Raw genomic sequence first — 14262 nt, forward strand, 5'->3', positions numbered from 1 at the left:
AATTATAAGGTGGGAGTTTACAATTGAAAAATACATCAGAACGAACAAAACATATTATCCCTTTGACAGTGCCGACTCCTTTTGCGGTAGGTCCGGTGAACTGTTATTTACTTGTCGGTGATTCTGTTACCCTGGTTGATGCCGGAGCAAAAACAAAGGAAGCGAAAGAGTCGATTGCCAGGCAAATAAAAGAGGCCGGACTTTCTATAGATAATATTGATCAGATCTTATTGACCCATCATCACCCTGACCATGTCGGGTTGATCAACACTCTCTCAAACGAGAAGACGCAGCTTATCGGTCACTGGAAAAATCAGCCGTGGATCAATAAAGATGAAGCGTTTTTACAGCATCACGAGACATTTTTCCTTGATCTATATAAACAATCGGGAGTAGACCCTGTATTTTTTAAACATACCAAAGATGTGCGCAGTTATTTGGCGTTTGCCGAAGAGAATAGTTTGGATATGATTGTGAAAGAAGGTGATGTGCTTCCGGGTAACGAGGGATGGAAAATAATCGAGACACCCGGACATGCCGAGAGCCATATTTCGCTCTATCATGAAAAAGAAAAGACGATGATCGCGGGGGACCATCTGATCAAGCACATTTCGTCGAACCCGTTGATTGAAGCTCCTTATCCAGGAGAGAGCAATCGGGAGAAACCCCTTTTGCAGCAGCGGGATTCATGGAAAAGGAGCCTGGAATTAGACCTATCTATCGTATATACCGGGCATGGCGATCCTATTTTTAATACGGAAGCACTGATCCATTCCAGGCTGAAGAGCCAGGAAGAACGTTCTTTTATAGTTTATGAAATGATAAACGAAAGGCCTATGACTGCATTTGAGGTTTGCCAAAAGCTGTTTCCAAAGGTCTACGAAAAGCAATTTGGACTAACCCTTTCTGAAACAATTGGCCACCTGGATTATTTGTTATCTATTGATCGGATCAAAGCAGTTACACGAGGGAAGGTTACTTATTTTCAATCTGTTTAAAAAGAAAGGTGAAAGCTCAAATGCCGTCAAAAAATTTTAAAAATAAAAACGTTGTGATCACAGGGGCATCAAGCGGCATTGGGGAGCGGCTTGCAAAGGACATGGCAGCTTCTGGAGCCCGGGTTATCCTGCTGGCAAGATCTACAGAAAAACTAGAAAAGATTAAAACGGAAATCATGAACCAGGATTGTTTGGAACCATATTTGTATACACTGGATGTAAGTGAACCAACGCAGATCGAAGTTGTTTTCAAGGAGATTTTTACAAAGGTAAAAGGAGTAGATATCCTTATTAACAATGCAGGATTTGGTAAGTTTGATCATTTTATTGAGGCAGATATGGAAGATATTGAAGCGATGTTCCAGGTCAATGTCCTTGGATTGATGAACTGTACAAAATTAGTCCTGCCAGAGATGGTGAAAAACGGCTCAGGGCAAATCATAAACATTGCATCACAGGCAGGGAAAATCGGTACACCTAAATCTTCAGGTTACTCTGCTTCTAAACACGCTGTTTTAGGTTTCTCCAATAGTCTTAGAATGGAACTGTTAAAGACTGGTGTGCATGTCATGACCGTTAATCCAGGCCCTATTCGAACAAACTTTTTTAATATCGCGGATGAGTCGGGAAGTTATGTAAAAAACGTAGAGAAGTTCATGCTCACTCCGGAAAAAGTATCACAGGAAATTATAAAAGGGATTCTCCGGAAAAAGCGCGAAGTCAACCTGCCGCGTTTCATGAACCTGGGAAGTAAGATTTATCAGGCGGCTCCGGGCGTTGTAGAAAAAATAGGAGGTCGCTTTTTTGAAATGAAATAACAGGAAGCCTGTTGCTAATCGTAGCGGCAGGCTTTTAATATTGCTCTTTTTAGAAGTTTATAACTTTTAAAGAAGGGTTGTTTGTTATACTTAAAGTGCGTGAGAAAAGGGAAAATTCTGGTAGTGTTATTGCTCAAGTAAGCTGTCTAAATTTACTTCTTGCTCATTTTCAGGCTGGCCAAGTGGATAGATTCTTGCAGTGTCAGATGCTTCGTTTACGTGCTGTATATAAATCGGCGTTCCGTTATAGGTCACATTGGCCATAACAGGTGAGCTGGCAATCTGTTTGGCGCGCTGTCTGTTCATGTGGCAACCTCCTTTCATCGGTCTGTTATAATCTAACCTGTTTATAAACGGTGTATTCTTTATTAGTTTCGTTCTTTTGAATAGAAAATGAGGAGGAGGAAATTTGAAAAAACAATATCTATTCTTATTTTTTGGTCTCATTTTTCTTTTGGTTTCCTGTGAAAATCCCCGGCCGCTCGATGAAACGTTAAGCAGTATAAAAGGATATAATGGCAGTCACGTGCTTGTGCCAGTTAAAGAAGGGGCTATCTTAATCTATACCGTGAAACCTGAAAACGCAGACGGAACAGCGATCGGTTCGGGATTCCTGAAAGGCAGTAAAGAGGAAGGCTGGATTCGGGCAGATGGCGGATTTGGATGGGATATGTATGGAAATGCCAATCTGATGACCGCTGAAAACCGGCTGCTTGTCCATAAATCCGATAATCCAGACGACGAAAAGACGGTTTCCCTGAGTTATGGACTTGTAGAAAATCCATATATTACAAATATTTTCCTTAAAGAAGGAAACGACTGGATTGAAGCTGAATACATACCTGAAAAGCGTATTTATTATAAGATAGGCGACTTTACAGGAATTAAAGGAACTTCGAAGAACGGAACGGTTATTGATATCCAGGGTACCGGAGATTTTGAAATGCAGCAACTTATAGACAAGCAAGTTTTAGGAGAACGTTTCCTACAGGAGATCGAATGGCTTCGAGGTTATGAATATCATTTTTTAGGAGCAACAGAACATACGATGACAAAAGAAGATTGGGAACATACAGGGAAACCAGCAGGGTTAGATATTCCCTCTAACGTTACAAAGCTGGAATATATTTTTCCGGTTACGCCTCAAGAACTGACAACGAAAAATCAGAGTGAGGAAAGCCGTGTGACCCTGTTTCTTATTAACCGGAATAACGTGGTCGGTTATATCTCAGCCAAGAACGGGATCAAAGCACTGCAACAATAAGGATCAAGAGCAAGAAAAAGAATATTAACTGTGTTAAAGATGGGTCCTCGTTTATAGAAGCGGAGGGAAATGCCAGTGTTTGAATTAGAACCAATCGATGAACCTTTGGATAATAGGAACGTTAGAAATCTGCTGCAACTGATGAATTCAAACCCTGACTTTAACAGGGGGGTGTTGGGAAGAACCACAATAACAGAAGAAGATTTAAAGGAAAACACAGAGCAGAACCTTAATCTAGGGGCTAACTATTTTTATGTAAAAAAAGATAGTGAAAATATAGGTCTCATACATTATTTGCCGAAAAATCCTCACGACGGACATACGTGGATTGGATTGCTTATTATTGATAAACGCTATCAACAGAGAGGAGTCGGTACAAATTCCCTTCGTGTACTTGAAGGTATGTTCATTGCGCAGAAGATTGGAAGGGTAAGGCTTTGTGTTCAACATGGAAACAGCAGCGGCGCCGATTTCTGGAAAAAGAATGGTTTTACTGTAATCGATACTTCTGTTGATGAATATCAGAATCAAATTGATATATATGAAAAGCAGTTAAAGGTAAACTGTTAGCATTGTATCCAAACAGCAAAAAAGAGATGGGGAAAGGTTTTGCTTTTTAAAACTGCAGAACCGGGGAGCGGTTACTTTGTTGCCCTTTATGATAGTTTCTTTAAGTTAACTTGAGGAAAATGCCGAATGGGTAGATGGAACCATGGAGAAGGTTTTATAAATAAGGAGAGTAAGTTATGAAAATCATCAATTCAGATAAAAAGAAGCAGATTAGCCTTTGCGATTATAAAACAGAGCATTACGCTGCTCTGGAAGCGTTTTTCCTTCCCGAGGAACAGAAACAGTATACAGCAATGCCGGCTGCGGCACTTGAAAAATGCCTCACTGACCCTGACCGGCATCCAATCGTAATCCTGGCAGGGGAAATTCCAGTTGGCTTTTTCGTTCTTCATTCAGGTGAAGCGATCAAATCGTTTTCAGATAATCCGAAAGCAATATTGATCAGGGCACTTTCCATAGATATTTCCAATCAGGGGAAAGGATATGGAAAGCTTGCTATGATGATGGCCCCAGAATTTGTATCCCGGAACTTTAATGGAATCGATGAAATTGTCCTGGCAGTTAATAAAAGAAATATCGCTGCCAAAAAACTTTATGAAAAAGCTGGTTTTCAATTCGAGGGAACGATGCGTGAAGGAAGGATCGGTCCGCAATATATTTTGCATTATCGATTAAATACGTAAACAACACAGAAACGCAGCTTTGCTTTGCAGTGCTGCGTTTTTTACGTTAAATGTAAGGCTGCCAGAAAAAGCGCGGACACTATAGCCACTATCTGTTATTAACCTTTGTTCATACACTGTTCTGAAAAAAACGCTTTACAAAACTAATAAAATTAGTTATTATACTATTAACGTTAGTTTTATGGAGGAGGATGAATATGCGCCTGGGCCAGTATGACCATATTTATCAGTTAACTTTTTTACCGAAAACGTTTCCTGTAAATTGTTATCTCGTTGAAGAAGAGAAAGAATTAACACTGGTGGATGCCGCGTTACCTTATAGCCACAAAGGGATCTTAAAAACAGCCTCGCAGATCGGAAAGCCGATTTCAAGAATCGTATTAACTCATGCACACGATGATCATGTCGGCGCACTCGATGCTTTAAAACAAGCTTTGCCTGATGCAGAAGTGTTTATTTCTGAACGGGACGCCAGGTTGCTGGCTGGCGATAAATCACTCGACCCTAACGAGCCTCAAACTCCGATTAAGGGAGGCGTACCTAAGTCTCTGAAAACGAGGGCCGACACTCTTCTTACCGATGGAGACCAAATTGGTTCTCTAACCGCAGTCATGGCATCCGGCCATACCCCTGGATCAATGGCGTTTTTGGATGAAAGAACAAGAGCGCTCATTGGAGGAGACACTTTTCAGACGCGCGGAGGGATTGCTGTTGCAGGGAAGATGAAACCAACATTTCCATTTCCGGCCCTTGGCACTTGGGATAAGGCTACTGCGATCGAAAGTGCTCGTAAGCTGCTTGATCTGAAGCCGTCTCTTTTAGCAATTGGCCATGGTACTGTTCTCACTAATCCCTTGTCTCGGATGGAGCAAGCGATTGAGGAAGCGGAAAAGAACCTGGTGTCCGTATAATGGCAAGAAAAGGGATAGACCGGCAAACGGTTTTAGAAGCAGCGGTAAAAATAATTGATACGGAAGGTTTCGAAAATCTTTCGATGGCGGCGCTTGCTAAAACACTAGGAATAAAAACTCCTTCTCTTTATAATCATGTCAAGGGTATGAGCGATCTCCGGAAACAACTGGCCGTTTATGGAATCAACCGGCTGAAAGAAACGATGGCTGAAGCTTCTATCGGCCTATCAGGAAAAAACGCTATCTTTTCCTTAGGAACTGCTTATGTCTCGTTCGTTCGAGAGCATCCTGGACTGTATGAAGCAACCTTGCCGTCTGCTTCTGTTCTGGATGAAGAAATCTTACATGCCGGAGAAGGGATTGTTAATTTGCTTCTTCGCGTCCTACAGGATTTTCATCTTGAGCATGAAGACGCGATCCACGCCGTTCGCGGACTTCGAAGTCTCGTTCATGGCTTTGCCTCATTAGAGTTAAAGAACGGATTCAATATGGAATTAGATGTTGATGTAAGTTTTAAGCATCTCCTGGAAACGTATGTCAATGGCATTGAAAGGGGAAGCAAAAAGAATAAGTGATCTGTTCTGGCTGTCATATCGTTGGCAGCCAATTTACATAACGAAGAAAAATAACAGGATGGTGATTTTCTATGTATGCTGTAGTCGGTTTTCTAGATAGACAGAGCGAGCAAAGGATCAGGAATGTGTGGAACGAGTTAAGCGATCAGGGCATAACAAGTTATTTTAAAGAGACAGACTATATGAGGCCGCATCTTACGATTGCGGATTATGAAAATATTAATAAAACTGAATTCACCTCTTTGCTAAGGCGCTTTTATAGTGAGAAGGCAAAAATCCCTCTTTCTATTAACGGATTAGGGAGTTTCCTAAATACGGGAACTTTATTTGTTTCCCCGACCTTCACAAACACGTTGAGAGCTTTTCATACTGGCCACCATGAAGCGTTCCGCCAGTTTCATGATGACCCCGGTTCATTGTATGTACCAGATAAATGGATTCCACATTGTACGATTGCAAGCCGTTTAAATCAACAGCAACTAAAGGAAGCATTCTCCTACTGCTCAAATAATCTTTCCGCTACTACTGCTCAAATTAGTGAAATTGCCCTGTTGGAACTTGTATATAAAAATGGAAGATGTGTCAGTGCTCCAGCGGTATGTTCCGTTGTGCTCCACTAATCTGTAAACATTCCCTGGCGGATGGGAATAAAAATTTTCCTGTTTATTCATAAAATCACATCTCGATAAACAACCTAATAGTAAAACATAGGTTAGAGGTGCAAACAAATGAGAATGAAGTTTTTAGCAGGAATCTTTTTAGTAGCTTTAATAGGCCTGGTTACTCTGCTTCGTCCTACAGACGATTCTCCTAAAAACCAGATGAATACTTCTTTGCCGGAGGTTTCAAGTCCAGAAGTGAACCGTAAACAGATGACCGCGAAAATAATGAGAGTAGACTCGGTAAGAACGAACAATCATATTGTTCAAAAGTTAAACAGCAGTCCCAATATCCTTAATATAGACCATAATGGCAAGGAAAAAAGCCATTATATCAAAGATCAGGTAACGGTTAAGTTTAATCAACTTCCTGAAAAAGCCGAGTTGGACAGACTGCTTAAAGCTGTTAACGGACGGCTTCTCAAAAAAAGTGATAATAACCTTTATGTCTTTAAATCGGACAGCATGATCTCTGATGAACTGGTTTCTTTTTTTGAGAAACAAAAAAATGTAAACTATGCAGAACCGAATTTTATTTTATTGCAAAATCAGCCAAACGATGTTTTTTATCAAAAGTATCAGTATAATCTTCCTATGATCCAAACAGAAAAAGGTTGGGATATTTCAAGGGGGGTTGAAGATGTAACGATCGCGGTAATTGATACGGGTGTCGACCTGGACCATCCTGATCTGCAGGGGAGATTATCGAAAGGATATAATGTGCTGGAAGGAAACAGTAAACCAGAGGATGACAACGGCCATGGAACACATGTTGCCGGAATTATTGCATCTAAAATCAACAACAATGAAGGGGTTGCAGGCATAACCTGGTATAATAAAATCATGCCGATTAAAGCCATGAGTGGTGAAGGGCATGGAACTTCCTATGATATCGCGCAGGGAATTATATGGGCAACCGACCACGGAGCTGACGTTATCAACATGAGCCTTGGCAATTATCAGCCTTCTTCAGTGATGAAAGAAGCAATCCGATATGCCTATAATAAAGATGTGGTGTTAATCGCGGCCTCGGGCAATGACAGCTCTAACCAGCCAAGCTATCCTGCTTCATTTAAAGAAGTGCTGAGTGTAGCTGCAGTGGATGCCAACAAAAACAGAGCTGCATTTTCTAACTTCGGTAGTACAGTTGATATTGCTGCACCCGGGGTAAATATTGCGAGCACGTTTGTCGATCATCAGTATGCCGCTCTTTCAGGCACTTCCATGGCTTCTCCCCATGTCGCTGCACTAGCCGGACTCATCAGGTCTTATAACCCGGATCTGAGCAATAGAGAAGTAATGGATTTGATCAAACAAACTTCCGATGATCTTGGTGATAAAGGAAAAGATATTTATTATGGGCATGGATTGATCGATGTGGTACAGGCGCTCGAATCCTCCTATAAACAAAAATATCCCATGGGTAAGTTCAGCGAATGGCTGGAACGGCTCATGTTAATCTTTAATTAATATATAATGTACAATTCTGCCGCAGAAGACCAGTTCTAATTAGTTGAGCTGGTCTTCTATTGATGTGCTTCTCTTTTACTTGTTTTCTCCTGAATATCAGTGGTTAAAAACTCATTGCATTCATTTGATTTTACTTCCTGGTAAAGACACTCCATATACATATAAACAATTTGTTTTGTTTTTGCATCAACTCCTAGAATATCCAGGTGGTCCATACACTTTTTAACAGAATCCAACTTTTTTAAGTTGACTGGTGTGTTCATCTTCACCACTCCTTTTAATCTGTTTCTAAAATAATCGTGAAGTGTTTTCTTTATTTGACCGGCAAACCGATGTTGTAATAGTGTTTTAAAATATGTTACATGTTGGAAACGAATGGAAAAACACTGTTTCAATTAACTGGTTAACTCTTAACTCTAATAAAAAAGCCGCTCAACATAACGTTAAGAGGCTTTAAAACGGTTTTCATTTTTTATAGCGGTCGTCTTAGCCTATGATTTTAATACATCATGGTCCACGTAACGCTCGCCGTTCAGTTCACTAATGATATTAATTGCGACTCAGCCCCGTTACCGGAAGTTACGATCGTATGTACACTTACGCCAGCTACAGTTCCAGCAGCCCAAATCCCTTCTTTATTTGTTTTGCCATCTTTATCAATCTCAATTACTTTTTTTATCCTTGGCTCTTTCCCGGGTACCAGTTTTAATCCAATTGTATCCGCAAGATCAGTTAACGCACCCGTTGTGACTAGTACATGTTTGGCCTGGAATGTCTTGTTTTCTGTTTCGATCGTAAGTCCATCCCCATCAGAAAAGACGTTGGTTGCAGTGCCTTCGATCATTTCTGCACCAAATTTATGTGCTTGTTGCTTGCCTGCTTCGACAAGGTCCGGGCCTGCGATTTCGCCTAATCCCGTAATGGTTCTCTATCTATGCCCTTTGGGTCATTCCTTTTCCGTTATCGATCACTAATGTCTTTTTGCCTGCTTTTGCAGCAAATATTGCTGCACTTGCTCCAGCGGGGCCCGCTCCTATAATTGCGATATCATACATACTGCACACCTCCGATTGATTTAAGTTTTTACACCTACAAATCAATATAAATTATATTGAAAGTTCAGTCAATTCACTCGCCTGCCCCCGCTAAAGAATACAGTAATATTATTATGTTAATAAAAATCCTTCCAACTTGTTTTTCTCCTTGATTTTAAAAGCTTATTCAAGCTTATAAAATCCGTCTAGATAGCAGTTTAGTCCTTTTTTACCTGAGTGGCAAAAAATGCTTATTGAAAATCGAACGTATATTCGGATAAAATATAGGGTATAAATAGAACAAACGTTCCTAAATCCTTATTACTATGAAAAAAGGTGGGTCAGAAATGGATTACAGTGCGTTTCCTGAACGAAATATCCTGTGTATCGATATGAAAAGTTTTTACGCAAGCTGTTCAGCAGTAGCGCTTGGCCTTGATCCTCTGGAGTGTTACCTCGCAGTTGTTGGCGATACAGAGAGACAGGGGAGTGTCGTTCTCGCAGCTTCCCCTAAATTAAAAAAGGACTTTGGCATCAAGACTGGAAGCAGGCTTTTTGAAATTCCGAATGATCCGAGAATCCATATCGTAAATGCCCGGATGGGATATTACTTGCGACAGTCGATGGAAATAACGAAGCTGTTTAACCGTTATGTTCCAAAAGAATGCATCCATACGTATAGTGTTGATGAATCATTTTTGCAGGTGGACGGAACAGAACGCCTGTGGGGAGATAAATGGGAGGTAGCAAGAAAAATAAAAAAGGAAATGCTCGATACATTCGGGCTTCACTGCGCGATTGGGATCGGTCCTAATATGTTGATGGCTAAACTGTGTTTAGATCTTGAAGCTAAGAAAAAAGGCATTGCCGAATGGACGTATGATGACATTCCGGAAAAACTATGGCCCCTCTCACCACTGAGTAAAATGTGGGGGATCGGTTCACGGGTGGAACGAACATTAAATCGGATGGGGATTCGGACGGTGGGGCATTTAGCCCACTATCCGCTTGAACTGCTTGAGAAGAAGTTTGGCATCATGGGAAACCAGCTCTACCATCATGCCAGGGGAATCGACTTATCGGAAATCGGCGCTCCTATTATGCAGGGGCAAATAAGCTTCGGAAAAAGCCAGATCCTTTTGCGGGATTATCCGGATCCGACAGAGGTGAAGCATGTCATTCTGGAGATGGCGGAAGAAGTGGCCCGAAGAGCGCGAAAAGCAGGTAAAGCCGGAAGAACGATCAGTCTTGGAATCGGTTATAGCAAAGACGAATTCGGAGGCGGCTTTTACCGATCGAAAACAATGGAAGAGCCTACTTCGATAACGATGGACATTTATCAAACCTGTCTCGAGCTCTTTGCAAAATTTTATGAAGGAAAAGTTGTCCGTAAAATTTCTATTGCCCTCTCAAACATTTGTGACGATAAAGAAGTTCAGCTGGATCTTTTTAATCAGCACAAACCAAAACAGCGTTCCCTGGGATATACGATGGACGCGATAAGAGAGAAGTACGGATCTGATTCACTGCTCCGTGCCGTATCGTTCACTAAAGCGGGAACGTCGCGCCATCGAAGCAAGCTGTTAGGAGGCCACAAGGCATAAGGAAAGGAGTGGTAGAATGATCAGAGATCGCGGTAACATTAAATGGACAGCGATGATGCTTCCGGAGCATGTAAAGGAGCTGCGTGAATGGCAGGAAGAAGACAGATATAAACAAAAGCCGGAATTGGATGAACAAAAGCTCGAGCAGATGAACGAAACGGTATGCGAAGCGATGGAATTTCATTACGCCCTTGAGTTTCATTATTATGATAAGGGCCAAACGCATTCCCTTGTCGGTCATGTTCATTTTATCGATTCCTACAATCAGGAACTCCGTGTTGTGGATGAAAATGAATGTGTATACCGGGTCAAATTTGAAAGGCTTACCGACGTAGTAAAAGGATAAATATCATTTATCAGCTTAAAAGGAACAGAGTGGAAGGGTTGATCGTAAATACAAGCAGGTTTTTAAGCGCATAAAAAGGGTAAATTATTATTAAGTCTAAATGCGGAGTGAATGAAGGATGAACCTAGCGGAAAGAAGCAATTCTTATACCATCAGATTAAACAATATTTCGGTTCATTATGAATGGTATGAAAACAAAGAAGCGAACGATAAACCTGTGTTTACGTTAATTCATGGTTTCTTATCTTCAACCTTTAGCTATCGTCGGCTAATCCCCCTACTTAACAGACGTTACAATGTTCTGGCGCTTGACCTCCCGCCGTTTGGAAAGAGCCAGAAAACAAAGAAATTTGAGCATTCGTACCAAAATCTTTCACAGGTAGTAATAAAACTGCTAGAAAACCTGGCGATTGAAAAGTCGATTCTTATCGGTCATTCAATGGGCGGACAAATTGCATTAAACATAGCAAAAAACAGGCCTGATTTAGTAAGCAGGCTAATATTGCTTAGCAGCTCAGGTTATATGGAGCGATCCAAACTATCTCTTGTTTATTCTTCTTATCTTCCATTTTTCTCGCTAGGATTAAAAAAATGGCTTGAAAAGCAAGGAGTAAGAAAAAACCTGTTGAACTGCGTGAGTGATCCGAACATGATCGATGAAGAGATGATCCAGGGCTATCTCCAACCGTTTAACGATGACAACATATTCAAATCCCTGACAAGGATGATCCGAGACCGGGAAGGAGATTTATCATCTGAGGAATTAAAGAAGATAACGATCCCAAGTTTGTTGATCTGGGGAAAAGAGGACCGTGTTGTACCGCTGAAAATCGGAAAACGACTAAACAGGGACCTTCCAAACTCAAAGCTGATCGTTTATGAAAACACAGGGCATTTGCTGCCGGAAGAAAAGCCGAATGAAGTTTTGGAAAACATTCTTTCATTTATAAATACTTAAAGTAAAAGCCGCATCGAACACATTTTAATTTGATGCGGCTTAATTTTAGGTTATTCAGCTAGTAAAGATAGACCGCCGTCTACAATGATCGTTTGTCCGCGAATCATGCGTGCCCCGGGTGTACATAAGAAATAAACTGTTTCAGCAAGATCGACAGGTTCAACGATTCTGCCTGCGGGATTACGTTGTTTTGCGGATTCCAACAGCTCTTCACGATTAGGGAAATGTTTTAAAGCATCTGTATCAACAGCTCCTCCGGATACTGCATTAACGGAAATTCCTTTTTCAGCAAGCTCTACAGCAAGATACCGGGTGATAGCTTCTACAGAGGCCTTCGAAACTCCTACTGCAACATAATTCGGCAAAGCACGGATCGAACCGAGGCTGGAAAGAGCCACAATAGACCCGCCTCCGCCCTTTTCCATAAGCTTTGCTGCTTCCTGGGAAGCGAACAGATATGCCTTGGCATTAATGTTCTGTGTCCAGTCCCAATGGCTTTCCTCAATTTCCATTAGAGGGCGGAGGACGCCCGATGCGGCATTATTAATGAACACATCCAGTCTTCCAAACTCTTCTTCAGTTTCAGCGAATAAAGCTTTGATTTGTTCGATCTCTCCAACGTTAGCTTTTACAATATGTACACGGATGCCATATTTGCTTTCTAATTCTTCTTTGGTTGCTTGAGCATCCTTTTTCTTACGCATGAAATTAAGTACTAAATGATAACCTTCCGATGCTAATTTAGTAGCGATGGCTTTCCCGATTCCGCGGGTTCCGCCTGTAATAAGAGCTACTTTGTTTGACATTAACCTTCACCTCAATCAAATGATTTCTGTTTTACATGTATCATCATACCGAAACTAGTCAGTTCATTCCAGCTTGATGTCGTGTTTAAGGATAAACTGAAAAAGGAAGATTTAAATAAGTGTACCTTAATAACCAGTTTTGATCGTAAGCTCTTTGTTATCGACAAATCGTTTGTATTGAAAGGTGACTTGTAAATGAAAAAGTCAATCTTTAAAATGATGTTATTCATAGTAGGAATCATATTGCTATTTTGGATCATAAAAGAAGGATTAAACGTCAGGCCGGAAGAAATGAGAGGATGGATACTGTCGTTTGGCATGTATGCTCCATTAATTTATGTAGGTCTATTCTTTATACGCCCGTTAGTGTTTTTTCCGGCATCGATCTATTCCATTGCCGGAGGACTTGCGTTTGGAGCCTTGATGGGAACAGTCTACACTTTAGTAGGTGGACTCGGAGGAGCGATGGTGGCATTTTTTATTTCGAGAAAGTTTGGCAGAAATATCTTGCAACGGAAACTAAGAGGAATCGAGCATCTTCAGCATCAGATAGAACAACGTGGATTTTATTATGTACTATTGTTAAGGATAATCCCCATTATTAATTTTGACTTGCTGAGTTACGCCTGCGGGGTTTCAAGAGTTAGGTTAAAGGATTATATCCTTGCTACTTTATTAGGCATGCTGCCAGGGACAATCGCCTTTAATTTTCTAGGAGCAAGCTTTGCAAAAAATAACTTTACTTCTATAATCGCTGCTTGTCTCATATTTATTGTGTTATTTGGTTTGATGTTTGTTGTAAGAAAAAAGATGAAGAATATGGAGCGAACGTCTTTTAAAGAAGAATAAGCATATTTTAAAAGAAACTTGATTTAAATATACAGGAAGCCTTGACGTTCCGGCGAATTATCGATAGTATAGTAATTCCCTGTCAGATATGGGGATGGGGAAATTAAAACCATGGCTTGATGATCCGTTAACTTCTACGAAGTGTGGTGCTGAAGGATTGAATGCCGTCACAAGATCCATTCATTTCTTTTGTTTGTTTTTATAATAAAATATTGTTGACTTCTGAGAAGTGGGTTGTTACAATGGTTTTTGTGCCGCTGAAATAGCACCGTTAGTAAAAAAATTGCAGAAAAGAAATAAAAAAAGGTTATTGACTTCTGCGAAAATAAGTTATACAATATAATTTGTCGCCGCGATATCAACGAAGTTATTGCTGAGCGAAAAAACTTCTTTAAAAGTTGTTGACTTCTGCGAAATAGGATGATATACTTGATCTTGTCGCTGAAAACGACGGAACGCATAAAGGATTGCTGGCTATATACCATCACATCCCGTGCGTCGTAGTTCTTTGAAAACTGAACAAAACGCCAAGCGAATTAAGCTTTAAAGCTAGATTGAACTTAAGGATGGCCGATTAAGAACGTGACGTCCTGTCACAACATCGGCACTCGAACATCCTGTTCTTCGGAGAGTTTGATCCTGGCTCAGGACGAACGCTGGCGGCGTGCCTAATACATGCAAGTCGAGCGAAGAGATGGGAGCTTGCTCCCTGATCTT

Annotated in this window: 16 protein-coding genes, 1 rRNA gene and 1 pseudogene; 14 read left to right on the forward strand and 4 right to left on the reverse strand. The window is 40.9% G+C overall.

Going from position 1 to position 14262, the window contains the following annotated elements; translation table 11 throughout:
* Positions 1 to 23 precede the first annotated feature (23 nt).
* Positions 24 to 998, forward strand: coding sequence for an MBL fold metallo-hydrolase (locus tag FCL54_RS15980; RefSeq protein ID WP_138127736.1), 975 nt, complete (start codon positions 24 to 26; stop codon positions 996 to 998).
* A 20-nt stretch (positions 999 to 1018) separates the two neighbouring features.
* A complete protein-coding gene (locus FCL54_RS15985) occupies positions 1019 to 1816 on the forward strand; it encodes an SDR family NAD(P)-dependent oxidoreductase (RefSeq protein ID WP_138127737.1) in 798 nt (265 codons plus the stop codon).
* 126 nt (positions 1817 to 1942) lie between these two features.
* Here the strand turns inward: FCL54_RS15985 and FCL54_RS15990 are convergent, their stop codons facing one another.
* Positions 1943 to 2122, reverse strand: a complete 180-nt coding sequence (locus tag FCL54_RS15990; RefSeq protein WP_138127738.1) for a small acid-soluble spore protein H — start codon at positions 2120 to 2122, stop codon at positions 1943 to 1945.
* A 103-nt stretch (positions 2123 to 2225) separates the two neighbouring features.
* Here FCL54_RS15990 and FCL54_RS15995 point away from each other — a divergent pair, with 103 nt between their 5' ends.
* From FCL54_RS15995 to FCL54_RS16025, 7 genes are all read left to right on the forward strand, one after another.
* Positions 2226 to 3080 carry a hypothetical protein gene (locus FCL54_RS15995; RefSeq protein WP_138127739.1) on the forward strand — a complete coding sequence of 285 codons (855 nt, stop codon included), beginning with the start codon at positions 2226 to 2228 and terminating at the stop codon, positions 3078 to 3080.
* 75 nt (positions 3081 to 3155) lie between these two features.
* Positions 3156 to 3650 carry a GNAT family N-acetyltransferase gene (locus FCL54_RS16000; RefSeq protein WP_171016880.1) on the forward strand — a complete coding sequence of 165 codons (495 nt, stop codon included), beginning with the start codon at positions 3156 to 3158 and terminating at the stop codon, positions 3648 to 3650.
* 176 nt (positions 3651 to 3826) lie between these two features.
* Positions 3827 to 4333 (forward strand): GNAT family N-acetyltransferase, encoded by a 507-nt coding sequence (locus FCL54_RS16005; RefSeq protein WP_138127741.1) that lies wholly within the window; start codon positions 3827 to 3829, stop codon positions 4331 to 4333.
* A gap of 197 nt (positions 4334 to 4530) precedes the next feature.
* Positions 4531 to 5244, forward strand: a complete 714-nt coding sequence (locus tag FCL54_RS16010; protein ID WP_138127756.1) for an MBL fold metallo-hydrolase — start codon at positions 4531 to 4533, stop codon at positions 5242 to 5244.
* Positions 5244 to 5819, forward strand: coding sequence for a TetR/AcrR family transcriptional regulator (locus tag FCL54_RS16015; RefSeq protein ID WP_138127742.1), 576 nt, complete (start codon positions 5244 to 5246; stop codon positions 5817 to 5819). Before FCL54_RS16010 ends, FCL54_RS16015 begins: the two co-directional genes overlap by 1 nt.
* Positions 5820 to 5890: 71 nt before the next feature.
* Positions 5891 to 6439, forward strand: coding sequence for a 2'-5' RNA ligase family protein (locus FCL54_RS16020; RefSeq protein WP_138127743.1), 549 nt, complete (start codon positions 5891 to 5893; stop codon positions 6437 to 6439).
* Positions 6440 to 6547: 108 nt separating this feature from the next.
* Positions 6548 to 7948: a S8 family peptidase gene (locus FCL54_RS16025; RefSeq protein ID WP_138127744.1), complete on the forward strand. Its 1401-nt coding sequence runs from the start codon at positions 6548 to 6550 to the stop codon at positions 7946 to 7948.
* A 56-nt stretch (positions 7949 to 8004) separates the two neighbouring features.
* Here the strand turns inward: FCL54_RS16025 and FCL54_RS16030 are convergent, their stop codons facing one another.
* Together FCL54_RS16030 and FCL54_RS16035 are read right to left on the reverse strand one after the other, a co-directional pair.
* On the reverse strand, positions 8005 to 8211 hold the full coding sequence (locus tag FCL54_RS16030) for a hypothetical protein (protein ID WP_138127745.1): 207 nt from the start codon (positions 8209 to 8211) through the stop codon (positions 8005 to 8007).
* A gap of 228 nt (positions 8212 to 8439) precedes the next feature.
* Positions 8440 to 9003: pseudogene (locus FCL54_RS16035) on the reverse strand (FAD-dependent oxidoreductase).
* Between the two features lie 326 nt (positions 9004 to 9329).
* Between FCL54_RS16035 and FCL54_RS16040 the strand changes: the two are divergent.
* The 3 genes from FCL54_RS16040 (at position 9330) to FCL54_RS16050 (ending at position 11890) form a co-directional block, all read left to right on the forward strand.
* Complete coding sequence (locus FCL54_RS16040; protein ID WP_138127746.1) at positions 9330 to 10586, forward strand: Y-family DNA polymerase; 1257 nt, start codon at positions 9330 to 9332, stop codon at positions 10584 to 10586.
* Between the two features lie 16 nt (positions 10587 to 10602).
* Positions 10603 to 10932, forward strand: a complete 330-nt coding sequence (locus FCL54_RS16045) for a YolD-like family protein (protein ID WP_138127747.1) — start codon at positions 10603 to 10605, stop codon at positions 10930 to 10932.
* Positions 10933 to 11050: 118 nt separating this feature from the next.
* A complete protein-coding gene (locus tag FCL54_RS16050; RefSeq protein ID WP_138127748.1) occupies positions 11051 to 11890 on the forward strand; it encodes an alpha/beta fold hydrolase in 840 nt (279 codons plus the stop codon).
* 50 nt (positions 11891 to 11940) lie between these two features.
* On the opposite strand, the gene fabL is transcribed toward FCL54_RS16050, so the two are convergent.
* A complete protein-coding gene (fabL, locus tag FCL54_RS16055; RefSeq protein ID WP_138127749.1) occupies positions 11941 to 12696 on the reverse strand; it encodes an enoyl-[acyl-carrier-protein] reductase FabL in 756 nt (251 codons plus the stop codon).
* 195 nt (positions 12697 to 12891) lie between these two features.
* Between fabL and FCL54_RS16060 the strand changes: the two genes are divergently transcribed.
* On the forward strand, positions 12892 to 13545 hold the full coding sequence (locus FCL54_RS16060; RefSeq protein WP_138127750.1) for a TVP38/TMEM64 family protein: 654 nt from the start codon (positions 12892 to 12894) through the stop codon (positions 13543 to 13545).
* Between the two features lie 621 nt (positions 13546 to 14166).
* A 16S ribosomal RNA gene (locus FCL54_RS16065) occupies positions 14167 to 14262 on the forward strand; the annotation flags it as partial.

It is taken from the genome of Exobacillus caeni (genome assembly GCF_005747095.1).
Taxonomy (GTDB): Bacteria; Bacillota; Bacilli; order Bacillales; family Guptibacillaceae; genus Exobacillus; species Exobacillus caeni.